General features: G+C 68.1%; 19 protein-coding genes. 9 read left to right on the top strand and 10 right to left on the bottom strand.

Annotated elements, in window-relative coordinates; genetic code table 11:
* Positions 1-13 precede the first annotated feature (13 nt).
* Entirely contained in the window at positions 14-652 is a 639-nt protein-coding gene (locus tag AB0H61_RS35500) for a hypothetical protein (protein WP_357312344.1), read from the bottom strand.
* Positions 653-746: 94 nt separating this feature from the next.
* Here AB0H61_RS35500 and AB0H61_RS35495 point away from each other — a divergent pair, with 94 nt between their 5' ends.
* Positions 747-1,385 carry a Uma2 family endonuclease gene (locus AB0H61_RS35495; protein ID WP_357312342.1) on the top strand — a complete coding sequence of 213 codons (639 nt, stop codon included), beginning with the start codon at positions 747-749 and terminating at the stop codon, positions 1,383-1,385.
* An 8-nt stretch (positions 1,386-1,393) separates the two neighbouring features.
* Here the strand turns inward: AB0H61_RS35495 and AB0H61_RS35490 are convergent, their stop codons facing one another.
* Positions 1,394-1,600: a hypothetical protein gene (locus tag AB0H61_RS35490; RefSeq protein ID WP_357312339.1), complete on the bottom strand. Its 207-nt coding sequence runs from the start codon at positions 1,598-1,600 to the stop codon at positions 1,394-1,396.
* Between the two features lie 160 nt (positions 1,601-1,760).
* On the opposite strand from AB0H61_RS35490, the gene AB0H61_RS35485 reads away from it, so the two are divergent.
* From AB0H61_RS35485 to AB0H61_RS35465, 5 genes are all read left to right on the top strand, one after another.
* Positions 1,761-5,609: a transglutaminase family protein gene (locus AB0H61_RS35485; protein ID WP_357312337.1), complete on the top strand. Its 3,849-nt coding sequence runs from the start codon at positions 1,761-1,763 to the stop codon at positions 5,607-5,609.
* Positions 5,610-5,638: 29 nt separating this feature from the next.
* Complete coding sequence (locus AB0H61_RS35480; protein ID WP_357312335.1) at positions 5,639-8,395, top strand: circularly permuted type 2 ATP-grasp protein; 2,757 nt, start codon at positions 5,639-5,641, stop codon at positions 8,393-8,395.
* Entirely contained in the window at positions 8,392-9,306 is a 915-nt protein-coding gene (locus AB0H61_RS35475) for a transglutaminase family protein (protein ID WP_357312332.1), read from the top strand. The genes AB0H61_RS35480 and AB0H61_RS35475 overlap by 4 nt, the downstream gene beginning before the upstream one ends.
* A gap of 6 nt (positions 9,307-9,312) precedes the next feature.
* On the top strand, positions 9,313-10,383 hold the full coding sequence (locus tag AB0H61_RS35470) for a putative zinc-binding metallopeptidase (RefSeq protein WP_357312329.1): 1,071 nt from the start codon (positions 9,313-9,315) through the stop codon (positions 10,381-10,383).
* 86 nt (positions 10,384-10,469) lie between these two features.
* Entirely contained in the window at positions 10,470-10,727 is a 258-nt protein-coding gene (locus tag AB0H61_RS35465; protein WP_357312326.1) for a type II toxin-antitoxin system prevent-host-death family antitoxin, read from the top strand.
* Between the two features lie 26 nt (positions 10,728-10,753).
* On the opposite strand, the gene AB0H61_RS35460 is transcribed toward AB0H61_RS35465, so the two are convergent.
* The 6 genes from AB0H61_RS35460 to AB0H61_RS35435 all read right to left on the bottom strand — a co-directional run bounded on the left by AB0H61_RS35460 (position 10,754) and on the right by AB0H61_RS35435 (position 17,032).
* On the bottom strand, positions 10,754-11,110 hold the full coding sequence (locus AB0H61_RS35460) for a cupin domain-containing protein (protein ID WP_357312323.1): 357 nt from the start codon (positions 11,108-11,110) through the stop codon (positions 10,754-10,756).
* Positions 11,111-11,211: 101 nt separating this feature from the next.
* Entirely contained in the window at positions 11,212-11,922 is a 711-nt protein-coding gene (locus tag AB0H61_RS35455) for a glutamine amidotransferase (RefSeq protein ID WP_357312321.1), read from the bottom strand.
* Positions 11,919-13,154, bottom strand: a complete 1,236-nt coding sequence (locus AB0H61_RS35450; protein ID WP_357312319.1) for a MurT ligase domain-containing protein — start codon at positions 13,152-13,154, stop codon at positions 11,919-11,921. Before AB0H61_RS35450 ends, AB0H61_RS35455 begins: the two co-directional genes overlap by 4 nt.
* 147 nt (positions 13,155-13,301) lie before the next feature.
* A complete protein-coding gene (locus AB0H61_RS35445) occupies positions 13,302-13,934 on the bottom strand; it encodes a pyridoxamine 5'-phosphate oxidase family protein (protein WP_357312454.1) in 633 nt (210 codons plus the stop codon).
* 173 nt (positions 13,935-14,107) lie between these two features.
* A complete protein-coding gene (locus AB0H61_RS35440) occupies positions 14,108-15,847 on the bottom strand; it encodes an FAD-dependent oxidoreductase (protein ID WP_357312317.1) in 1,740 nt (579 codons plus the stop codon).
* 252 nt (positions 15,848-16,099) lie between these two features.
* Positions 16,100-17,032, bottom strand: a complete 933-nt coding sequence (locus AB0H61_RS35435) for an EamA family transporter (RefSeq protein ID WP_357312314.1) — start codon at positions 17,030-17,032, stop codon at positions 16,100-16,102.
* A gap of 138 nt (positions 17,033-17,170) precedes the next feature.
* Here AB0H61_RS35435 and AB0H61_RS35430 point away from each other — a divergent pair, with 138 nt between their 5' ends.
* Entirely contained in the window at positions 17,171-18,067 is an 897-nt protein-coding gene (locus AB0H61_RS35430; RefSeq protein ID WP_357312452.1) for a LysR family transcriptional regulator, read from the top strand.
* 24 nt (positions 18,068-18,091) lie between these two features.
* On the opposite strand, the gene AB0H61_RS35425 is transcribed toward AB0H61_RS35430, so the two are convergent.
* Together AB0H61_RS35425 and leuA are read right to left on the bottom strand one after the other, a co-directional pair.
* Positions 18,092-19,561 carry a MinD/ParA family protein gene (locus tag AB0H61_RS35425; RefSeq protein WP_357312449.1) on the bottom strand — a complete coding sequence of 490 codons (1,470 nt, stop codon included), beginning with the start codon at positions 19,559-19,561 and terminating at the stop codon, positions 18,092-18,094.
* A 495-nt stretch (positions 19,562-20,056) separates the two neighbouring features.
* Complete coding sequence (gene leuA / locus AB0H61_RS35420; protein WP_357312311.1) at positions 20,057-21,850, bottom strand: 2-isopropylmalate synthase; 1,794 nt, start codon at positions 21,848-21,850, stop codon at positions 20,057-20,059.
* A 326-nt stretch (positions 21,851-22,176) separates the two neighbouring features.
* Between leuA and AB0H61_RS35415 the strand changes: the two genes are divergently transcribed.
* Positions 22,177-22,944 carry a sulfite exporter TauE/SafE family protein gene (locus tag AB0H61_RS35415; RefSeq protein ID WP_357312308.1) on the top strand — a complete coding sequence of 256 codons (768 nt, stop codon included), beginning with the start codon at positions 22,177-22,179 and terminating at the stop codon, positions 22,942-22,944.
* 85 nt (positions 22,945-23,029) lie between these two features.
* On the top strand, positions 23,030-24,646 hold the full coding sequence (locus tag AB0H61_RS35410) for an alpha/beta hydrolase (protein ID WP_357312306.1): 1,617 nt from the start codon (positions 23,030-23,032) through the stop codon (positions 24,644-24,646).
* Positions 24,647-24,747: the final 101 nt, after the last annotated feature.

The following is a 24,747-nucleotide window of genomic DNA, read 5'->3' as shown; positions in this document are numbered from 1 at the left end:
GACCGCATTCCGGTCAGAACTCGACCCGGCTCCACGCGATATCCGGGAGCTGGTCGCCGGCGGCCCACGCCCAGATCAGCGCCGCGACCTCGGCGGGGTCCTCGATGGTGGTCCCGAAATGCTTATCGGGCGCGCCGTCCCGATGCTCGACGGTGTAGACGCCGGAGGGATCCCGGTACGTCTGGATGTACACCTGGGGCCCGCGTTCCACGATCAGATACGGATTCGGTTCCGCCAACTCGGGAACCCACTGCTCCACCAGCGCTTTCGTCAGATAGGGGAACTCCCCGGCCCCGCCGTGGGTCACGGTGACGGCCACCCGGTCCGCCGGATCGATCAGCCAGGCCAGCTGCGGGTCGTACACGGCGTATCCGCGCGGCGTAGCAATATCGAACAGTAGTTTCCGCACGAACCCGATCGCGTCGTAGGGACACGACACCTGGAGCGCCGTCCCCGTCGCCGCCCCACCCACCGACTCCGTCCCGAGGAAACTGTCCTCCTCCGGCAGCTCACCGTTGCGCTTGTTCAGCTCCGCCGCCAGCTCCGCGACCACCCCCGCCTCGGCAACCCCCTGTTGCCCGGCCAAATAGTCGTCCACCTCACCGGGCGTCGACGCAACCCCGGACGGCAACAGCACGTGGTCGTAGTTCACCCGGCCAGCGTACGGGCCAGGAATTCCGGGCCGCGGCGCAGGCGCTCCCGGCTGACCTACGATTACTGCGACTACCAGCCGAAGGATGGTCACCGTGTCCGAAGCGTTCGACTGGTCTTCGCCGAAGACCTACATCTTTCCTGTCGACATCGACGACTATCTGTCGATGCCCTCTGATGTGTCACGGAACATCGAGGTCAAAGACGGGATGATCGTTCATTGCGAGTCGCCGTCGCCGAATCACAACGCGATTTCCCGGAATGTCGAGCGGGCTCTGCTGGACGGATATGCGAAGCGGGGATCGGCGGAACCGTGCCTGCGCGTCAACCGTGACGTGGACATGCTGGTATCGGAAGTTCCCTTCCATTACAAGCGCCCTGATGTCATCGTCTACCGCTGCATCGATGGGCCCCGGCCGAAGTGGAAAATGGAGCCGACTGCCGCCGATACGGTACTGGTGGTCGAGGTCGTCTCCCCGACCACGATCACCGCCGACCTGGTCGACAAACGTGCCGAATATGCCCGATTCGGCATCCAGCACTACTGGATTGTTCGGATGGCCAATGAGGACGGTCCGGCGGTTTCGATCGAGATGTTGACGCTCAACTCGGCGGGGGAGTACGCATCATCGGGCTACCGAAGCCGCGGTGACGGTTCGGCCGCTGCTCTCGATAGTCTGGTTCCCTTCGGTGTGCGTGCCACGTGGCAGGAACTGGATGACGGGATCGACTGAGTCCGGTGTCAGCCGGTGACGCGGGTTGGAGTCTGTGCGGTGCAGGGGCAGCCGCCCGCTATGTCCGCGCAGTCGATGACGAAGGCGTGGCGCGCGTGGGTGAGGTCGAGGCAGTCGAGATCGGTGCATTCGGCGATGCGGGCCGGATGGATGATGAGGGTGCCGTGGCAGTGGTCGATGACGGATTCGCAGGATAGGCAACTCGGTTTTCGCATGTGACCTCCTGACCGGATCGGTGGGTAATTCGGTCATAGCACCCGATGTGGACAGGTGGTGGGAGGCCGGGCGCGTGTCGGTGGGATGTCTCATGTTGCCGTCGTGAAACGCCGGTTCCATGCCCCTTCGCGCGCCCCGCCCGTGTGATGAACTTGCTGTATGGGCATCAAGGTGTCACTCGAGCACCGGACCACCTACTCCTTCGACCGGCTGGTGGAGGTGTATCCGCATGTGGTGCGGCTGCGTCCGGCGCCACATTCGAGGACCCGCATCGAGGCGTACTCGATGCGCGTGACACCGGCCGAGCACTGGGTGAATTGGCAACAGGATGCTTTCGGGAATTTCCTTGCGCGGCTCGTCTTTCCGAAACCGGCGCGGGAGTTGTCGATCACCGTCGGGCTGATCGCGGACCTCGAGGTGATCAATCCCTTCGACTTCTTCATCGAGGACTACGCCGAACACTTCCCGTTCACCTACGGCGCGGAACTGTCGGCGGATCTGGAGCCGTACCTGCGGCCGGTGGACGAGTCGGCCGCGGGTGCGGGGCCCGGGGAACTGGTGCGGGAGTGGGTGCGCGCACACCGGCCCGACGGTGCGCCGCGCACCATCGACTTCCTGGTCGAGGTGAATCGGGTGCTGCGCGAGGATGTCGGGTACACGATCCGGATGGAGCCGGGCGTTCAGACACCGGACCACACACTGCGCAGCGCAATCGGTTCGTGCCGCGATTCGGCCTGGTTGCTCGTCTCCATCCTGCGGGAATTCGGCCTGGCCGCCCGCTTCGTCTCGGGCTATCTGGTGCAGCTGTCCCAGGACGTCCCCTCGCTGGACGGTCCTTCCGGTCCGTCCGCCGATTTCACCGATCTGCACGCCTGGACCGAGGTCTATGTGCCCGGCGCGGGCTGGATCGGGATGGACCCGACCTCCGGACTCTTCGCGGGCGAGGGTCATATTCCGCTCGCCGCCACCCCGCACCCGACCTCGTCGGCCGCGATCACCGGCGCGACCGGACCGGCCGAATCCACCCTGGACTTCGCCAACACCGTCCGGCGCATTCACGAGGATCCGCGGGTCACGCTGCCCTATACCGACTCCCAGTGGGGGCGCATTACCGCCGCGGGTGCGGCGGTGGACGCCCGGATGGCCGCCGATGGGGTCGGTCTCACCGTCGGCGGCGAGCCCACCTTCGTGTCGATCGACGACCAGACCGGCCCGGAATGGACCACCGAGGCCGATGGCCCGCGCAAACGTGAACGCGCGGTCGATCTATCCGACCGGCTCCGCCGCATCTACGCACCCACCGGGCTCGTCCAGTACCGCCAGGGCAAGTGGTATCCCGGAGAACCACTGCCGCGCTGGGAGATCGCCATCGCCTGGCGCGCCGACGGCGAACCCCTGTGGACCCGTCCCGACCTGCTCACCGACCCGTGGACCCCGCTCGCCAAGGCGCCTGCGAGTCATCCGGCCACGGGTAGGACCGGGCAGGGCGAGGTTGCCGAGCTCGTCGATTCCCGCGGCCACGTGATGGATGCCGGACCCGCTTCGGTCTCCGTGCGGGTGGATTCCGGCGAGGGATCGCCGGCCGCGGGAACCAGTGATCCCCAGCCCGCCGTCGGCATTGCGCCGTCGAGTGGGGACGGTGTGCGATATGCCGCCGCAGCGCAGTCGAATAGCGCTGCGCCGAACAATGATTCGGCGAGTAGTTCCGTTGGCGCGGCCGGATCGGCCGCAAGTGACCATACCGCGGCCGGGTCGATGACCAGGGGCGACGATGACTCGGCCGGGATCCGTTCGGTGCGGCTGGAGGGATTCGCCGACGCGGGCGGCGTGGGAACCCGCACGCGGACCCGGTCGATTCCCGCTGCCGACACCGGTATGGCCCGCGACCTGATCGCGAATATCGCGGCGGGCCTCGGACTGCCGGACTCGCAGGTGCGCCCCGCCTACGAGGATCCGCTGGCCCGGCTGGCCGGAAAGGTGCGCGCACCGGCGGGGGATCCCGCGATGGACGATCTCGAGCCCGAAGGTGATTCGACGCGGGCGCGGGTCGAATTGCTGCGGCGGCTCGACGATTCGGTGACCGAGCCCGCCGCCTATGTGCTGCCGCTGCACCGCAGGGCGGATGGCAGCGGGTGGGCCAGCGCCGACTGGCGGTTGCGGCGCGGTCGGTCCGACGATCGGCCCGCCGGGCGAATCGTCTTGGCCGAGGGGGATTCTCCGGCCGGTCTGCGGTTGCCGCTCGATTCCATCTCCTGGCGTCCGCCGCGGCCACGGCCGGACAGCGATCCGCTGTTCATGGGCCCGCCGCGGCACCATCCCCGGCGGGAGCCACCGGCGCTGGTGGAGCCCGCCGACTGGGAGCCGACGACCGCGCTGGTCGGCGAGGTGCGCAATGGCAGGCTCCATGTCTTCCTGCCGCCGCTCGAGGAGTTCGACGATTTCCTCGACCTGGTGCGACGGATCGAAACGGCGGCGGCATCGCTCGGCGCGCCCGCGGTGCCCGATCGCGGACTGCCCGGCGGACATCCGGTGGTGCTGGAGGGCTACGCGCCGCCGGTCGACGCGCGCCTGCGTACTCTCTCGGTGACCCCGGATCCCGGTGTCATCGAGGTGAATGTGCAACCCACCGCCTCCTTCGCCGAACAGTCCGCACTGCTTTCCACGCTCTACGAACAGGCTCGCCTGGCCCGGCTGAGCACCGAATCCTTCGATGTCGACGGCACCCACGGCGGTACCGGCGGCGGTAACCACATCACTCTCGGCGGGGTCACGCCCGCGCGTTCGCCGCTGCTGCGCAGGCCGGATCTGCTGGTCTCGATGCTCACCTACTGGCAGCGGCATCCGGCGCTGTCGTATCTGTTCTCCGGTCGTTTCGTCGGCCCGACCTCGCAGGCGCCGAGGGCGGATGAGGGACGCGAGGACGCGCTCTACGAGCTGGAGATCGCCTTCGCCGAAATCGACCGGCTGACCGGGAAATCCAGGCGGGATAGGACCGGGTGCCCCGCGGATCTCGGTGAAATCGCCGAATCGGGTTCCGCTCCTTGGCATATCGACCGCGCCCTGCGCCACTTGCTCACCGATCTCACCGGCAATACCCATCGCGCCGAATTCTGCATCGACAAGCTCTACAGTCCCGAATCGGCCAGGGGCAGATTGGGATTGGTGGAATTGCGCGGCTTCGAAATGCCGCCGCACTTCCAGATGGCGATGGTGCAGTCATTGCTGGTGCGCGGCCTGGTCGCGCGCTTCTGGGCGGAGCCGTTGCGCGCCGGACTGATCCGGCACGGCGCCAACCTGCACGGCCGCTATCTGCTGCCGCATTTTCTGATGACCGATATCGCCGAGGTAGCCGCCGACCTGCGCGCGCACGGCATCGATTTCGATACCAGCTGGCTGGACCCGTTCGCCGAATTCCGGTTCCCGCGCATCGGCACCGTGGTACTCGGCGATATCGAGATCGAACTGCGCGGCGCCATCGAACCGTGGAACACCCTGGGCGAGCAGACGATTGCCCAGGGCACCGCCCGCTACGTCGATTCCTCGGTGGAGCGGATCCAGATCCGGGTGGTCGGCGCCGACCGCGGTCGCTACGTGGTGACCTGCAATGGCATGCCGGTTCCGTTGTTGGCCACCGGTAAGGCCGATGTACAGGTCGCGGGCATCCGGTACCGCGCCTGGCAGCCGCCCAACTCACTGCACCCGTCGATCACGGTCGACGCGCCGCTGGTCTTCGACCTGCTCGACGCCGAGACCGGGCTCTCCCGCGGCGGCTGCACCTACCACGTCGCGCACCCCGGCGGACAGTACTGGGAGGAGCCGCCGGTGAATGCGGTGGTAGCGCAATCGCGCCGCAATCGACGCTTCGAGGCGGCCGGGCACACCACGACCCGGGTCGATCCGGCGGAGCTACGTGCGAAGATGGCTGCACAGTCGACCGATGTCGGCGCGCCGGGCATCCTGGACCTACGCCGGGCTCGCACCGTATGGGGACTGGTCAGCGACCGGTAGGCACGTCTGGCAGTGGAAGTGAGGTCGGCATGGTGGCCGATGCGGTGGATCCGGACATGCTCGACCCCGATCTGCGCCGCGACCACGAGGACGACGCCGCGCGGGATGCGCAGGGCATGCTGTGGGACGCCCGCGAGGCGCAGCGGCGCGAGGTGCGCGAGCAGATCGCCGAGCAGTTCGCGCGCTACCGGGCCGAGGGCGGTGCGGGCGCGGCCTACGATGAATGCGGCAGGCCGACCAGGGGCTACTACGACGAACTGGTCGATGCGAACGGCACGGTGCGGCCGATGTGGTCGGAATTGTCGTCGGACTTCGTCGAACTCGGCACCACCGGCCTCGGCCGCCTCGACACCCGAGTGCGCAGGCTGATCGAGGACGACGGCATCACCTATACCGCGGTGAGCGGTTCGGGCGAGCCCACGATGCCGGTGCCGTGGCAACTGGATCCGATTCCGTTGCTGGTTTCCGCGGATGACTGGACCCGGCTGGAGGCTGGGCTGGTCCAGCGCTCGCGGGTGCTGGACGAGGTACTCACCGACGTCTACGGCTCGCGGCGCACCATCACCTCCGGGCTGCTGCCGCCCGAGGTGGTGTTCGGCAGCCACGGGTATGTGCGGGCCGCGCACGGCATCACCATTCCCGGTCGTCACCAGTTGTTCCTGCACGCCTGCGAGATCAGCCGGTGGGGCGACGGTGAGTTCCGGGCGATCGCCGACTGGGCGCAGGCGCCCTCGGGCGCGGGGTACGCGCTGGCCGACCGCCGGGTGGTGTCCACCGCGATCCCCGAGGCGTTCGAACATTCCAATCCGCGCCCACTCACCCCGTTCGCGCGGGCCATGCGGTTGCTGCTGATCGAGGCCGCACCGGTCGCCGACTCGGATGAGCCGATGGTGGTGGTGCTCAGCCCGGGCGTGCACTCCGAAACCGCCTTCGATCAGGCGTATCTCGCCGCGATCCTTGGCTTTCCGCTGGTGGAGAGCGCCGATCTGGTCGTGCGCGACGGTTCGCTGTGGATGCGGTCGCTCGGCACATTGAAGCGCGTCGACGTGGTGCTGCGCCGCCTGGACGCGGAGTTCTCCGATCCGCTCGATCTGCGCCCCGATTCACAGCTCGGGGTCGTGGGACTTGTCGAGGTGCTGCGCCGGGGCGCGGTGACCGTGGTGAACACGCTGGGCAGCGGACTGTTGGAGAGTCCGGCGCTGGCCGGGTTCCTGCCTCGGATTTCGAAGGCCCTGCTCGGTGAGGAGTTGCTGCTGGACAGCGCACCATCGTATTGGGGTGGTGACGATCGCGAGCGCTCGCACCTGCTGGCGAATCTGGACCGGCTGATCATTCGCTCGGCGGTCGACTGCGCCACACTGTCGGGTCCGGAACTGTCCGGCGCGCAGCGGGAGGAACTGAAGACCCGCATCGAGGCGGACGGCTGGCAGTGGGTCGGCCAGGAACCCTCGCAGTTCTCGGTGGCGCCCGCGGTGCGTGGGTTCGGCGGACTTGCCTCGGCGCCCGTCGGCATGCGCCTGTTCTCGATGGCCCGACGCGGTGGATATACGGCGATGGCGGGCGGACTCGGGCACCTGCGTCAGCGTGTGGAGCCGGACCGGACGGTCATCAAGGTGGCCGCCAAGGACGTCTGGGTACGCGCCGCCCCCACTCCCGTCGCGGCGGTCGCGGCGGAACCGGCCGAGGAGCGCGTCTTCCGCCCCACCCCGGTCGTCGAGGCCGTCAGTTCACCCCGCGTCCTCAACGACCTGTTCTGGATGGGCCGCTACAGCGAACGCGCCGAGGCGGTCGTCCGTCTGCTCATCGCCACTCACGACCAATATCAGGACTACCGTTATCGCCCCTGGATGGAGGGTGCGGAGGCGGTCCCGGTCCTGATGTCCGCCCTGGCCCGCACCACCGGCACCGATGCACCGGCCGCTGTCGTCTTCGGCCCGAACGGTGCCGCACGGCCGGAGGAGCCGGAAACCGAGCCGCCGCGGGCTTCGCGCGAAGGGCACAACTATTTGGTCTCGTTGACGATCGATCGGGATCACCCGGGCTCGTTGGCATTCGCCATCGATCGGTACGGTTCCGCGGCGCGGGCGGTGCGTGATCAGCTGTCGTCGGACACCTGGATGATCCTGAGCGCGGTGGATCGGGCGCTGGCCGAGTATCGCGGCAGCGGGGAGGATCAGGAGGCGGCGCTGTCGGCCGTGCATTCGCTGACCCTGGCGGCGCTGCTGTCGCTGTCGGGCATCGGGGCGGAATCGCTGGTGCGCGATATCGGCTGGTACGTCATGGATATCGGTAAGCGCATCGAGCGCGGGCTGTCGCTCACCGCGCTGCTCGCCGCGGCACTGACCCAGGACTACACCGGCGAGGCCCAGCGGGTGGTGACCGAATCGGTGCTGCGGGCGACCGAGTCCTTGGTGAGTTACCGTCGGCGCCACCGGGATTCGGTGCGTATCTCGGCGGTAGCCGGATTACTGCTGTTCGACGCGGGTAATCCACGGTCGCTGGCCTATCAGCTGGATCGGCTGGACACGGACTTCCGGGCGCTGCCGGGGGCATCCGGATCGTCTCGGGCGCAACGACTGCTGGCCGACGCGCAGCGGATGCTGCGCCGGGTGGATCCGGCCGACCTGGAGGTCACCGACGACTCGGGTAGGCGATCGGAACTGGCCGAGCTACTGGACGGTGTGCACTTGCGGTTGCGCAAGGTATCCGAATCGTTCGAGACCACAAAGCTTTCGCTGCCGGTGGGTATACAGCCGCTGTGGGGCAGCACGAGGGTTGTCGAATGACCGGCCGGAACGGATTCACCCGTCGGTATCGGGTGGAACACCGAACCACGTATTCGTACTCCGCCGAGGTCAACAGTTCCTACGGCCGCACCTATCTGACACCGCGCGAATTCCCCGGGCAGCGCCTGATTTCGCACGACATCCACATCGATCCGACGCCCTCGGATCGCTCGGTCGGCACCGATGTCTACGGCAACACCACCTCCTACTTCCACGTCACCGCCGAACACACCAAGCTGGTGGTCACCGGAAGCTCGGTGGTCGAGGTGGATCCGCCGGAGCTCGAGGCGGTCGGCGCGGCCGTGCGACCATGGGAACAGGCGCGCCCCGACGCCGCCACCGGCCCGCTCGCGGTGGAGTTCACCCTCGATCTGCGTCCGCCCGAGATCACCCGCGAGGTCACCGCGTACGCGGCGCAATCGCTGACGCCGGGCAGACCGCTGCTGGAGGCGGTGGCGGAACTGAACACTCGCATCTACACCGACTTCACCTACCGATCCGGCTCCACCACGGTCTCGACGAAGGTGGCCGATATCTTCGCCGCCCGGGAGGGCGTCTGCCAGGACTTCGCCCGAATCGGTGCGGCCTGCCTGCGTTCGCACGGGCTGGCCGCACGCTACATTTCCGGCTATCTGGCCACCGATCCGCCACCGGGCAAGGAGCGGATGATCGGCGCGGACGCCACGCATGCCTGGATCGCGGTGTGGGTACCCGGCGATGAGCCCGCGGGCCGCACCGGTCGCTGGATCGCCTTCGACCCCACCAATGACCAATTCGCCGACGAGCGTTACGTCACCGCGGCCTGGGGTCGCGACTACGCGGACGTCCCGCCCCTGCGTGGCATCATCTATACCGACGCCAAGGAGAGCATCATTACCGTGTCGGTCGATGTGGCTCCGGTGGAGGTGTGAACCCGCGTGCGCGATTTCGCTTGCCCCAACTGCGGCCAGCAGCTTGCCTTCGAGAATTCGGTTTGCCTGTCCTGTTCCAGCCCGTTGGGATTCAGCCTCACCCTGCGCACCCTGGTCGTGATCGCCGATTTCGCCCCGACCGGTTCCGGCGGTCAGCTCAGCGGTGTGGTGGACGGCCGCCGCTACCGGCTCTGCGACAACTTGCACATGGCGAAATGCAATTGGCTGGTGCAGGTTTCGGATGAGACCGGCCTCGCCCAGGCCCCGCACGGCAACGGTGGACCGGCGCTGTGCGAATCCTGTCGGCTGACCCGTACCCGCCCCAATGACCTCGACTCCGCGGGCCTCGACGCCTTCGCCGAAGCGGAGGCCGCCAAGCGCCGCCTCATCGTGGAGCTGGCCGAACTCGGCCTGCCGATCGTCGGCCGAGACGAGGACCCGCAGAACGGACTTGCCTTCGATCTACTGTCCAGCGTCACCGACAAGGTGCTGACCGGCCACCAGAACGGTGTCATCACCCTTGATCTGGCCGAGGCGCACGATCCGCACCGCGAGCAGCTGCGCATCGAGATGGACGAACCGTATCGAACCCTGCTCGGCCATTTCCGGCACGAGATCGGTCACCACTATTTCGCCGTCCTGGTCGCCGATGACACTGCGCGGCAACGCTTCCGGGAGTTGTTCGGCGATCCGTCCGCCGACTACCAGGCGGCGCTGGATCTGCACTACTCCCAGGGCGCGCCGCCCGGCTGGGAGGCCGACTACGTCTCCTCCTACGCGAGCATGCACGCCGCCGAGGACTGGGCCGAAACCTTCGCCCACTACCTGCACATCCGCGACACCCTGGACACCGCGGCCGCTTTCGGCTTCGCCCCGGCGGGCGCCACATTGGATCGGCCGCAGGTGGGCCGGGCGGGTTTCGACAAGATCATCGATCTGTGGCTCCCACTGGCCTGGGCGCTGAATATGGTCAACCGCTCCATGGGCCATCCCGACCTCTACCCGTTCGTACTGCCCGATCCGGTGTTGGAGAAGATGCGGTTGGTGCACGAACTCTGCGCCGCCGCGGTCGCCTGATCGGCTCCGCGTCGACGGTCGCCTCCCCGACGGCAGTGCCATCTTCGGACGCCCAGCTGGACTAACCCCTTAGCTAAGGAGGTGAGATGTTGGGTAGCGCATCTGAACAGTTCAATATCCACGACGCCAAGACCAATCTCTCGCGGATTATCGAACGCGTCGAGCGCGGGGAGGAGATCGTCATCAGTCGGGCCGGTCATCCCGTCGCCAAAGTCGTACCGTTGGTTCGACGGGCCGAACGACGCGGGCGCGGATCGCTGCGTGGTCGACTCGTGCTCGGGCCGGATTGGGACTCCGCGGATACCAATGCCGCGATCGCCGATGATTTCGAGTCGATGCCGTGAGCCTGCTGCTGGACACACACATGGTGCTAGGCATCGGTCTCGGGTGCGTCGAAGTTGAAACCGAAAACCCGGGCTCCGCGTTCGCTGCGCGGCCGGTGACTGCTGCCGGGCTCGAAGAAGACGTAGGTACCCGGCCCATATCGCCGCTCGCCCTCGATGACCTCGCCCTCGACCACGAAATATGCCTCGCCGTACCCCGCGTGTACGTCGAGTTCGGGCCACTCGGCGCCGGGCGCGATGTCGACGACCCAGGGCCGGATCGCTCCGGTGCCGGGCAACTCTCGCACCCACACACCGGGTCCGATCTCGGCCGGTGCCATTGCGTCGACCGACACCGGCATCACGGGGGCGGTGTCGACGGGCGCCTCGTTCTCGATTCTCATCTCCCGATCATCGCCTGCCGGACCGGCCCCCTCGTCACGGAGACCGCCGAACTCGGCGTCCGGTGGTGTCGGATCCGTCGATGCGGCGCTCGGTCGCCGCCTCAGGCGCGGAGGCGTTCGCGGCGCAGCTGGTCGACCTCGGGAAGTTCGAGGGGTTCCAGTGCGTCGACACCGAGGGCGCGCATGAGGAGCAGGTCGGCGAGTTCGGGATTGCGGGCCAGTGCGGGGCCGTGCATGTAGGTGCCGAGGACCGAGCCCTGGACGACGCCTTCCAGGCCGTCGCCGACACCATTGCCGACGCCGCGGGTAACGCGGGCAAGGCCGGTCGCGTCGCCGCCGAGTTTGGTTCCGCCGCGGTGATTCTCGAAACCGGTCAGGGCCGCGGTGAGACCGGGCAGCATCGGTGCGGTGGTGACCTCGCCGATGGCGCGTTTGGCCTGGGGAGAGGTGGTGACGTCGATCAGGCCGACGCCGTCGACGCGTTCGCCGGTGGAGGTTTCGTACCAGTGACCGAGCACCTGGATCGCCGCGCAGATGGCAAGCACCGGAGCGCCTTTCGCGGCCGCCTGCTGTAGACCGGGGTAGCGCTGTAGATGCCGGGTGGCCAGCCGCTGCGCGGAATCCTCGGCGCCGCCGAGGGTGTAGATGTCCAGCGACTCGGGAACCGGATCGGGCAGCGTGATTTCGACGATCTCGGCGTCGTAGCCGCGCATGCGCAGTCGCTGCCGCAGCACGACCGCGTTGCCGCCGTCGCCGTAGGTGCCCATCACATCGGGCAGTACCAGTCCGATTCGTACGGTCGATTCACTCATGACTGCGCCTCGAGATCGCGGTTCAGATCGCGGAATGCGGTGTAGTTGGCCAGCACCTCGACATGTCCGGCGGGGCAGGATGCGATGGCGCGCACGGGATCCGGCACGGTGGTGTGCTCCACGCCCGCGTAGGTGAGGCGCACCGCGAGATCGGTGGCGCGCTCGCCCGCGGCCACCACCTGGACGCCCTCGAAATGCTCGAAGCGCACATCCCACAGCCAGGACAGGTCTTCACCATCGGGCACCTGCCCGTTCACCGCGATCACCAGCCCCGCCGAGGCGGGCTCGATCATGGACAGCGCCTCCTGCCAGCCCGCCGGATTCTTCGCGAGCAGCAGTCGTGCGGCGTGCGCGCCGACCTGCACGGTGCGGTAGCGGCCCGCGATCTCGCGTACGGTGCCCGCGGCCGCGACGGCCTGCGCGGGTTGTGCGCCGAGCGCGACCGCGGCGGCCACCGCCTGCGCGGCGTTGCCCCGATTGGCCCGACCGGGCAGTGCCAGTTCCAGCGGCAGCCGCAATCCCTCCGGCCCGCAGAGGTCTTCGCCGTCCAGCCACCAATTCGGTTCCGGGCGTTCGAAATCCGTGCCGGTGCTGCGCCAGTGCGCACCCTCCCAGACGATCGGCTCACCGCTGCGCGGACAGCTGGTCGCATCCATCGCCCAGCCGCTGCCCGCGGCCACCCAGACCACATTCGGGTGGTCGTAGGCGATCGAGGTGATCAGGACGTCGTCGCAGTTCGCGATCACCACGGTGTCCGGATGCTTGGCGAGCCCGGCCCGCAGCCTGCGCTCGATCATATTGATTTCGCCGACCCGGTCCAGCTGATCGCGGCTCAGGTTCAACAGCACCACCGCGGCCGGATTCAGCGAATCGGTGACATGCGGCAGATGCAGTTCGTCCACCTCGATGGCGGCGAGCGGCACCCCCTGGTGCGTACTCAGCGCCGCGACGATGCCCGCGTCCATATTGGCGCCGTCGGCCTGGGTCGCGACCGCGCCGAGCGTGCCGAGCGCGGCCGTGGTCATCCTGGTGGTGGTGGATTTACCGTTGGTGCCGGTGACCAGCACGGTGCGCCGGCCACGGCCGAGCTGATCCATGATGGTCGGATCGATCTTCAGCGCGATCAGCCCGCCGATCATCGACCCCTTGCCGCGGCCCGCCTTCTGCGAGGCCCACGACGCTGCCGCCGCGGCCCGCAGGGCAATCCGCCCACGCACCGATATGTCTGCCACGGTGTTAGTTTTGCAGCGTCTGCGCCGCCGCGTGTTCGCGGCCCCCGCGACGGGTCGCGAACGGTCGCTCATCGGACTCACTCCGTAGGGCTCCTGCCAGGCGCGTTACCGCGCTGAGGTCCACCGTTGTGGCGGCTGCCACATCGTTCAGTCCGCGTAGAGCTTGGCGCTGTAGACCTCGGTGGAGTAGTACGCCTCCAACTCCTCCACCGACTGCGTGATGTTGGTCTGCACCTCTTTGACCAGGCGAGCATGGCTGGGCAGGGTGTCGGCGGGCCACTTCTCCGGCTCCCACAGGTGGCTGCGCATGAATGCTTTGCCGCAGTGGAAGAAGATCTGCTCGATATCGACCTCCATGGCCAGGATCGGCCGGTGGCCCTTCACCACCATCCTGTCGAAGTAGTCGGCATCGCGCACCAGGCGGGCACGGCCGTTGACGCGCAGCGTCTCGGTGCGGCCGGGGATCAGGAAGATCAGCCCGACCCGCGGGTTGGACAGGATATTGAAGTACCCGTCGGCCCTGCGGTTGCCCGGTCGCTCCGGGATGGCCAGCGTGGTGTCGTCGAGCACTTCGACGAAGCCCGCCGGGTCACCCTTTGGGGAGGCGTCGCAGTTGCCGTCGGCATCGGCGGTGGCGATCACGACGAACGGGGATCGAGCGATCCACTCGCGATCCTTGGCGTGCAGAGCTACCCGCTCCTTGGCCACCGCGCGGGGCATGGCGGCCCCGAGCAGTCGGCGTAGGTCCGCGGGGTCGCTGATCTCGTTCGTGTCGGTGATCTCGCTCGCCCGCCTCTCCGCGTATTTTGCCGGGCGTGTGTGCCTCGACAGTCTCGCGCCAGGCCGGCGGCAAGCGCCGAAAGACTTTTGGGCGTGCCCGACGAGTTACCCATGTACTGCTGAAATCAGTTGTTCTAATGAGTATTTGGGTAATACCCCGGCCAGTCTATCGCTCAGAACGGCACGTCGAACAGGTTGGGTTGCCCCGCCGCGTACCGATCGGCGTCGATGCGCCGCAGCGGCTCGAGTTCCACGGCACGGTACATCCGGTACATCCGGCAGCGTGGCGCATCCGATCCCGACACGTCCAGCAGGGCGTTCACCGCGGCCCTGGCGGATTCGTTGGCGCCCTCCATGGTCGCCAGGTCCACATTGGTGCGCACGTAATCGCCCGCGAGGAAAAGGTTTTCGATCGCGCCGTGGGCCTCGGGACGGCACTGCCAGGAACCCGCGGTATTGATCAGCAGCGGGTCGGCATTGACATTGCGGCCCTGCCCGGCCTGCCAGGTGATGCCAGGATCCAGGAACCACGAGTGCAGATCGGCGTCGCGCAAGGCCTCACCGGCGTCGTCGAGGTGCTCGCGCATCTGCGCCCACACCTCCCGTGCGATTTCCTCGTGCGTGCATTCCTTGGCCGGCTTGCCGTAGAGCACGCCCGGGGTGTTCCAGTCGGAGATGTCGACCGAAAGACAGTCCTGCACACTGCCGTCGCCGAATTCGGGGAGCTTGCGAGCCCACAGCTGGTTCTGGCTGATCGAGGTGAGCGACCACGGTGCGTCGATATAGGCGGTGTGCCCGCGCGAGATTTCGGCGGGTCTGCGCAGATAGAACTGGATGCCGGTCATCCAGTCGACGAAAAGCCGGTCCATCGCGGCCAATTCGGGCTGTACCTCGAGCACGTCGGCCGACCACAGGGTGCGCGCCTGCTCGGCAGGAAGCGCGACCACGAAGTAATCGGCCCGCACCGTGCGGGCGCCGCCCGCGTCGACGATCCGTGCCCCCGCGATCCGCCGGTCCCGCACCTCGAGCCCGCGTACCTCGGCGCCGAGTGCGAATTCGACCCCGAGTTCGCGCAGGCGCTGGGTCCACGGGTCGATCCAGGCGGCATTGGTGTGCCCGTTCAGCACCCGGTCCAGTGCACCGTCGTTGCCGACCTCGAAGGGGTTGCCGAGGAACTGCTCACCCATGGTGCCGATGGTTTTGACGCTGGCGATGTCCTCCTTGGCCGCGACCATGATGCTGGTCAGGGCACGGGAGAGGAGCGCGCGGAATTCATGGGACCGCCGATGCCCGCCGACGAAGTTGTGCCACGACATATGCTCCCACTGGCCCACCCGCCTGGCGTCGCTGCTGCTGTTGAAGACCAGCAGTCGATTGGCGAAATAGAGACCTTCGGCCGCGGGCAGTTTCAGTGAGGTGGAGATCGCCGCGCCGACCGTCTCCTGGAACGCTTCCGGTGACGGGGTGAGGCGGGCGCGTGGGCCGAGCGGCAGCTGGCGGAAATCATCGCCGCCGCGCCGGGCGAAGCGGGCCTCCGGTACCGAGATCAGGTTGTTCCAGACGCCGTTCTCGTTGCCCGCGAACGGAATTCGCCGCATGGTATCCGGAATATGCTGGTAGAAGCCGGGGAAGAAGCGGAACCCGTGTTCGCCGGGTAGGTCCGGCCGTCCACCGGAACCGGTGCCCGGCACCGGGATGCTGCGGGCCTTGCCGCCGAGCGCGCGCCGCTCGTAGACCGTGACCTGGAAACCTCGTTCGGCCAGCTCATGGGCGGCGGTCAGGCCCGCGACGCCACCACCGAGTACCGCGACCCGCCCGCCGTCCGGAGTTCCGGCGGCAGACGCCGGTCTGAGCGCACCGGCCGATAGTCCCCCGGCCGCCGCTACCCCCATCGCCGCTGTGCCGCGAAGCATCGACCTTCGCGAGACGGCCCATCGATTCTCTGCCATGCGCTTCTTTGCTGCCTAGCCTTCGCCGACCCTACCTTCACCGCCGCACCTACTCTAAGGTGACAACTCCGGGCTCTCCGACCCACCCCGGCCGCCGCCCGCGGACCACCGTCGGCATCGAGCATCGACCGGCCGCACGAGTACAGGCGCCCCGAGATTACCGTCATGGATGCCGATTCGCCGCGGATTCACGGTGTGACCTGAGGCCGGTTCGGTCTATCGGACCCCCACCAGCCGTGCCGCCCGCGCGGACTCGTCGACCGGACTCGGCGCGGGCCGCTTCGCCGCGGTGGCGGCGAAGGCGCCCGCGATGACGACGGCGCCGCCGACGAGCGAGGTGACAGTCGGGGTCTCGCCGAGGAATGCCCAGGCGGCGGCGATGCCGACAACCGGGACCAGCAGCGAGAACGGCGCCACCACGCCCGCGGGGTAGCGGCCCATCAGGTAGGTCCACAGCCCGGAGCCGACGATGGTGGCGAGGATCGCGATATAGGCGAGCGCCGCCAGCGCGGGCCAGCCGGTGGTGGTGAACGCGTCCGCCAGATCGCGCGGGCCTGCGGTTCCCTCGGTGAGCGCCGACAGTGCGAACAGCGGCACCGGCGGGACGACCGCGATCCACAGTGTGAGGTGTAGCGGGTTGAAGCCGGGCGACTCGCTGCCCGCCATTCGGGCGCCGATATTGCCGAAGGCCCAGCCGAGCCCGCCCGCCAGGGTCAGCAGCACCGGGAGCAGGGTGGCGTGCTCGAGCCGGTCCCAGCCGATCACCGCCATCCCCGTCATCGCGACGGCGATGCCCGCCACCTGCACCGGGCGGATCCGTTCGTGCAGTAGCAGCGTCCCGAGCAGCACGGTGAACGGCGCCGAGGACTGGAGGACCAGTGAGGCCAGTCCGGTCGGCATGCCCACCCGCATGGCGGTGAACAGGAACGCGAATTGCAGGATGCCGAACCCGCTGCCGTACAGCAGGATCCACCGCCACCGCACCTGCGGCCGCGGCACGAACAGCAGCACCGGAACCGCGATCACCGCGAACCGCAGCGCGGCGAAGAAGTACGGCGGGAAGTGGTCGAGGCCGATGCGGATGGCGAGGAAGTTCAGCCCCCACAGCAGCACGACGGTCAGTCCCAGGAGGCGGTCACGCTTGGTCACGCGTCCCATCGTCCGACCGGGAAAGCATCAGAACAATCGAATTAATATGGACTATTCATGTAGAAATACTTCACAATCCGCCCGGTCGAAGGGATCTGGCAGCAGGGAGGCGATGTGGTTGTGCCAAGCGGTCCGGCAATGTCGGTGGAGCGCCTGCGGGTGCTGCGGGAACTGGCCGATCGCGGCACCATCGGCGCCGTGGCCTCGGCGTTGTCGATGACTCCCTCGGCGGTCTCGCAACAGCTCAAGGTGCTGGCCAAGGAGGCGGGCGTCGCCCTGCTGGAGCCCGACGGCCGCCGAGTCCGGCTCACCGACGCGGGTCACGCGCTGGTGGTGCGCGCCGACGAGGTGCTGGCCGCGATGGAGCGCGCGGTCGCCGAGATGGCGCACTACCGTGGCTCGCCGCGCGGCCGCGTGCGCGTCGCGGTCTTCCCCTCGGGCGGTGCGCTGCTGCTGCCGCATGTGCTGACCGCGTTGGCCGACAGCGGGGTCGACGTTGTCGCCAGCGATGAGGATGTGCCGCCCACCGGCGTCGCCCGGCTACTGGCCGACTACGACATCGTGCTGACCCACCGGGACGAACGCGCCCCCTCGGTGGCGGGCACCCGCGTCGCCGCGCGGATCCTGATGCGCGAACCGATCGACGTGGTGGTCGCGCCGACGCACCGGCTGGCGCGGAAATCGGCGGTGACCCCGGCCGAACTGGCCGACGAGACCTGGATCAGCGTCCGCGGCGGATTCCCGGTCGACGACGTGCTGAATTCGATCGCCACCGTCACCGGTGTGGAACCGCGGGTCGCCCAGCGTCTCAACGAATTCCGTGTCATCGAAACCCTGGTGGCCGCGGACTACGGTGTGGCCCTGATGCCCCGTTTCGCCGTAGCCCACCCCGGCCTCGCCGTCCTGCGCCTGTCCGGTGTTCGCGCGGCCCGCAGCTACGAACTCGCCACCCGTCCGCACGCCGAACGACGTCCGGCCATCGCCGCCGTCCTGTCCGCCTTCCACGCCGCGGCCCGTCAGGTCACCGCCGAATAGTGTGCGGCCCCGGCCTTTGCGCGACTAGCGGTGGCCGGGGAGCGGCCCGGGGTGGCGGTACTGCTGTGCCCCGATATAGCCGAAGTCGTCGGCCACCATGGCCGCGAGTTCGAGCAGGGCGCGTCGGGTCGGCTTGCTCACCAACTCCAGGTCGATCTCCGCGCCTTCGGCGAGGTGGTCGTCGAACGGGACCACCTGCACCGCGCGGGTGCGGTCGAGGAACAGCTTGCGCAACTGGTCCAGATCGACGGTGGAGGCGCCGCGGCGAGAGGCGTTGACCACCACCACGGTTCGCTCGACGAGCTTGCCGTAGCCGTGGTGGTCCAGCCAGTCCAAGGTGGCCGAGGCGCTGCGCGCGCCATCGATGGCCGGCGAGGTGACCAGCACCAGCGAGCTGGCCATATCGAGGACGCCGGACATCGCCGAGTGCATCAGGCCGGTACCGCAGTCGGTGAGGATGATGTTGTAGAAGGACTGCAGGATTCCGATGGCCTTGCGGTAGTCGGCCTCGCTGAACGCCTCGGAAACGGCCGGATCCTGTTCGGAGGCGAGCACTTCCAGTCGGCTGGGGGCCTGCGAGGTGTGTGCGCGCACATCCGAGTACCTGGAGATGTGGTTGTCCTCGAGCAGATTGCGCACGGTGGAGCGGGTTTGGCGCGGAACCCGGTGCGCGAGCGTGCCGAGGTCCGGGTTGGCGTCGATCGCGATGACGCGGTCGCCACGCAATGATGCGAAGGTGGAGCCGAGTCCGACCGTGGTCGTGGTCTTGCCGACGCCGCCCTTGAGCGACAGGATCGCGATCCGATAGTCGCCGCGCACCGGCTGATTCACCTGGTCGACCAGGTCGCGGTAGACGATATCGGCCGAGGACTCACCCGGATTGATCATGCCGCCGGAGGCCTTGTGCACCGCCCGGCGCCACCCGCTGCGCGGCGCCCTGCGGGCCCGCTTGAGCAGGTTCAGGTCGTTGACCGAATGTCCGGGCTGGCCCGGCTGCTGCATATGCTGCGGCTGGAACGGCTGCTGCTGGGGTGCGGCCGGACCACCCTGCCAACCCTGGCCGGGGCCGCCGTGTCCCATCGGTCCGGTCGGATTCGGGCCCGCGGGCGGCTGGTACATCTGCTGCTGCGGCGGGGGCGGCTGGTGCGCGGGCGGGGGCGGGGGAGCCCAGCTGTAGATCGGACCACCCTGATGGTCCTGTGCGACACCGGCTTCCGGCGCACTCTCCTGCGGTACCCGCCGGACCAGCCCGTCCGGGCCGATCTCCTGGCGGTACTCGCCGTAGTGCTGTTCCGCCACCGGATGATTGCCGCTGTGCGGCTCGGGCGCCTGGGCCGGACCCTGCTGGTACGGACCGCCCTGGTACTGCTCCGGCGCGTACGGCTGCTGGAACTGTCCGGGGTTGTACGGCGCGAACTGCTGCTGTTCCGCGGGCGGCGCGAAACCCTCTACCGGCCCGTAGTTTTGCGGTGCGCCACCCTGCGGATAGGCCATCGTCTGGTCCAGCGGCGGCCCGGGGTACCCGGTGTACTGCGCCTCCGGCTCCGCTTCGGGCGCGGCCTGCTGCGGCTCGGGTGCGGCGGATGCCGCCTGTTCCTGGCCGTGCTCGGCGGCCGCATCGGCCGAAATCGGTTCGGGCGCCTGGTCTTGCGCCGCGGGTCCGCCGGCGGAGTCGGTGGTGACGTCGGCCGTATCCACCGAATGACTCTGCAGCCAGGGCGGAGAAGTCGGGTTGTGGTCGTTGTTTGTCACAGTTCCCCCATCTGCTCGGAAGCGAGCAGAGAGCTCGGCGCTTGAATGCGAATAAACGCTAGCACGGGGTTCTCGCCCCCGCGTCGCGGTATATACAGCGGACACGCCGGATTACACACGGCCTCGTGTGACTGCGCGGCGGTCCACGATTGTCCGTCTCTCCCAGCAAGATCGAGAGCCGGACATCCACTCGCGTACGAGTGGACGTCCGGCCCTCACGCTACCCGGGCGCCGCGCTCAGTGCGCGCGGTTCACCGCGGAGACGACCGCGCGCAGCGAGGCGGTGGTGATGGAGGTGGCGATGCCGACGCCCCACAGCACCTTGTCGCCGATCGCGCACTCCACATAGGCCGCGGCCTGCGCGTCGTCGCCCGCCGACATGGCGTGCTCGGAGTAGTCCAGCACCCGTACGTCGAAACCGACGGTGGCGATGGCGTCCACGAATGCGGCCAGCGGGCCGTTGCCGGAGCCGGTGATCTCCTGCTCGACGCCGTCGACCTTGACCACCGCGCTGATCGCGTCCACGCCGCCGTCGATCTCCGAGGCGGTCACCTTCTGCCGCATCCGCTCCAGCGGGCGGATCGGGGACAGGTACTCCTCGGAGAAGACGTCCCACATCTCCTTGGGCGAGACCTCGCCGCCCTCGCCGTCGGTGATCTTCTGGATCGCCTGGGAGAACTCGATCTGCAGCCGCCGCGGCAGCACCAGGCCGTGATCGGTCTTCATGATGTAGGCGACGCCGCCCTTGCCGGACTGCGAATTGACCCGGATGACCGCCTCGTAGGTGCGGCCCACATCCTTCGGGTCGATCGGCAGGTAGGGGACCTCCCAGACAATGTCGGCGACATCGGAGTCGGCCGCGTCCGCCGCCGCCTTCATCGCGTCCAGACCCTTGTTGATCGCGTCCTGATGCGAGCCGGAGAACGCGGTGTAGACCAGGTCGCCGCCGTACGGGTGGCGCTCGTGCACCGGCAGCTGGTTGCAGTATTCGACGGTGCGGCGGATCTCGTCGATATCGGAGAAGTTGATCTGCGGATCCACGCCGCGGGAGAACAGATTCATGCCCAGGGTGACCAGGCAGACATTGCCGGTGCGCTCACCGTTGCCGAACAGGCAGCCTTCGATGCGGTCGGCGCCTGCCTGGTAGCCCAGTTCGGCGGCGGCCACGGCGGTGCCGCGGTCGTTGTGCGGATGCAGCGACAGCACGATCGAGTCGCGGCGGGCCAGGTTGCGGCTCATCCACTCGATGGAGTCGGCGTAGACGTTCGGGGTGGCCATCTCGACGGTCGCGGGCAGGTTGATGATCATCGGGTTGTCCGGGGTCGGAGCGATGATCGCGGTGACGGCGTCGCAGACGTCCTTGGCGTATTCCAGCTCGGTGCCGGTGTAGGACTCCGGGCTGTACTCATAGCGCCAGTTGGTGTCGGGGTAGCGCTTCTCGACCTCCAGGCACAGCGCCGCCGCGTCGGTGGCGATCTTCTTCACCGCCTCGCGGTCGGCACGAAAGACCACCTTGCGTTGCAGGATCGAGGTGGAGTTGTAGAAGTGCACGATCACATTCGCGGCCCCGGCGCAGGCCTCGAAGGTGCGCTCGATCAGCTCGGGGCGACACTGCGTCAGCACCTGAATGGAGACGTCGTCCGGGATGGCCCCGTCCTCGATGATCTCGCGGACGAAGTCGAAATCGGTCTGGCTGGCCGATGGGAAGCCGACCTCGATCTCCTTGTAGCCCATCCGCACCAGCAGGTCGAACATGCGGCGCTTACGGGCCGGGCTCATCGGGTCGATCAGGGCCTGGTTGCCGTCGCGCAGGTCGACGGCGCACCAGCCGGGAGCGCGGTCGATGACCTTGTCCGGCCAGGTGCGGTCGGGCAGTGTGATCGGCTCGACCTCTTCGGCGAAGGGCCGGTACCGGAAGGTCGGCATGGACGAGTTGTTCTGCTTGTTCCAGAAGGGCTGGTCGGCAGGCGCGGGCTTGGACGGTGCGGCGATCGTGCGCGTGCCGGATACATAGGCGTCAGCGGGGGACATGCAATTCTCCAGGGAGGGTGTGGTTGGTCCCGTTATGAGGGTCGACCGGCGCGGCAAAACCCCGCGACGGGAACCGGTCCGATCAGACCCCGTCGCGGCGGCCGAGAAGAAGCGTCCGCTGCATGATGGCCACGAGTTTACCGTGTGGCTGTCCCGTGCCGGAACCCCGGTCCCATCGCCCGGTCATCCGACGTCGGGGGCTAGCGTTCGAACTCGAACTGAACGCTTGTACGGGCGCGGTGCCCGCCCGTCACCCACCACCACCCTCAACGGAGACACTCGCGTGTCGCTCCGCCGAGCGAAGGACGTCGAAGGAAACCGTTCATATGACCTGGCTGGAAATGCTGGCCGTCCTCGCCGCGGGTATCGCGGCGGGCGGCATCAACACCATCGTGGGATCGGGCACCCTGATCACCTTCCCGGTACTGCTCGCCTTCGGACTGCCGCCGGTGACCGCGAATGTCTCCAACACCATCGGGCTGGTGCCCGGCTCGATCAGCGGTGTCATCGGATACCGGCGTGAACTGGAGGGCCAGCGCGCCCGGCTGCTGCAACTCGGCACCGCCAGCCTGCTCGGCGGCATCACCGGTGCGGTGCTGTTGCTCACCCTCCCGGCGGAGGCGTTCAAGGCGATCGTGCCGGTGCTGATCATCGCGGCGCTGATCCTGGTGATGGTGCAGCCGCGGCTGGCCCGCTGGGTCAAACAACGCAGGGACAACAACACGAGTCCCGCGCCGGAGCACGGTGGGCCGATCCTGCTGGCGGCCGTCTACGCGACCGGCATCTACGGCGGGTATTTCGGCGCCGCCCAGGGTGTGCTGCTGATCGGATTGCTCGGCGTGTTCGTGCACGAGGACATCCAGCGACTCAACGGCGTCAAGAATGTGCTCGCGCTGATCGTGAACGCGGTTTCGGCGCTGATTTTCATCGCGATCGCGGACGTCGACTGGCGGGCCGTCGCGCTCATCGCGGTCGGCTCGATCATCGGCGGACAACTCGGCGCAACGGTGGGCAGGCGCCTGTCGCCGACCGTGCTGCGCGCGGTGATCGTGGTGGTGGGCACCATCGCCGTCATCCGGCTGCTCACCACGTGAGCCGCGGCGGTTCCGATCCGATTCAGGGTTATCTCGTCACTAAGGATGACGACCGCGGCGGCCCCGGCGGCGGACGATGATTACCGTGCGTAGCTGGAGGATTGTCGTCGCCGGGGTACTGATCGCCGCATTGCCCACGCTGAGCGGGTGCGGCCGTACCACTCAACAGGAATCGGCGGTGGCCGATCTGGTCGCGCAGGCCGACGCCGCGCCGACCCCGAGCCTGGACTGGAGGAAGTGCGCGGAGCCGCGGCTCGATCGGTACCAATGCGCCACGGCGGCGGTGCCGCTCGACTACACGCAACCCCATGGCGAGACCATCGAGCTGGCCGTCATCCGGCAGCCCGCATCGGAGCCGGCCCGCCGGGTCGGCACGCTCTTCACCGCCGCGGGCGGTCCCGGCGAATCCGGCTTCGAGTGGGCCGCGCGCGGGGAAATGTTTCCCGGTGAGGTGAGTCGGCGATTCGACGTGGTGACCTTCGACCAACGCGGGATCGGCCGCAGCGCGCAGGTGCGCTGTTTCGCGAATGCGGATGAGCAGCAACGATTCTGGTTGGCGGCCGCGCTGCCACCGGTGACGCCCGAGCAGGAGGCGGCGGCCGAGCGGGCCAGCCGGGATCTGGCCGCTGGTTGCGCGGCACACAGCGGAAAACTGCTGCCGCATCTGACCACCGTCGACGCGGCCCGGGATCTGGACCTGCTGCGCCGCGCGGTCGGCGATACCCACCTGACCTACCAGGGCGGTTCGTACGCAAGCTATTTGGGCGAAGTGTACGGCGCACTGTTCGGTGATCGGGTCCGGGCGCTGCAGCTGAGCTCGATGATCGATCCCGACGCGTACACCACCGATACCCGCGCGGAGATCACCGATACCGCGATCGGCACCGAGGACGTATTGAGCGAGTTCGTCCGTCTGTGTGGCAAGGCGGGTAAGTCGAGGTGCGCGTTCGCGGAGCCACCCGCGCTCGGCGGCCAAGGCGCCGCCGATGCGGTCACCGGCGGCGAACCCAACGCTGACATCCGGACCCGCGATAACGCGCTGCTGGAACGGCTTCGGCAGGAACCGATTACGGTCGGCGCGGGTGAGCGCGCGGTGTCGGTGAGCTACGCCGAGGCCGTCCAGGCTCACACGATGATGCTGTACGACGCGGAGCGCGGCTGGCCCGCCCTGGCCCAACTGCTCGCCGAACTGGAGCGCGGCCCCGCCGGAAATGCCGACGTGGTGCGAGAAGTCCTCGCCGCGATCGGCATCGGCTTCGACTTCCTCGACTCCTTCACCGCGATTTCTTGCGCGGACAACACCTTTCCCCGGCAGCCCGAGCTGTGGCCGCGCCTGTCGAGTGAATTCACCACCACCGCACCGACATACGGCGCGTTCTGGCTCTATATGCGCCAGCCGTGTGCGTCGTGGTCCGCGCCCGCTGACGGCTATCCCCAGCGCTACGCGGGGCCGTGGACGCTGAGCGCCGACAAGCCCGCGCTGCTGATCAACAACCGGTTCGATCCGGTGACCCCGCTGCCGTTCGCTCAGCGCGCACAGCAGGCGATGGTGAACGCCCGCCTGGTCGTGGTTTCCGACGGCTACGGCCACGATCCGACCAACGACTGCACCCGTCGCCTGAACGAGCGCTATCTCGTCGACCTGCAACTTCCGGCGCCCGGCGCCACCTGCTCCGCCGACCGGACGCCCTTCGACTCCTGAGTCCGCCCCTAGACGAGTGATTCCTAATCGGTTCGGGGCGTGAGGGGCTCGAGTTTTGGCATGGCGGAGGGTATCGACGTCAGTTTGTGAAGACAGACCTC

Origin of the sequence: Nocardia sp. NPDC050710 (assembly GCF_040654375.1) — a bacterium.
In the GTDB taxonomy this organism is placed as follows: domain Bacteria; phylum Actinomycetota; class Actinomycetes; order Mycobacteriales; family Mycobacteriaceae; genus Nocardia.
Note: the sequence above shows the minus strand (reverse complement) of the source record. Positions and strands in the feature narration are given on the sequence as shown.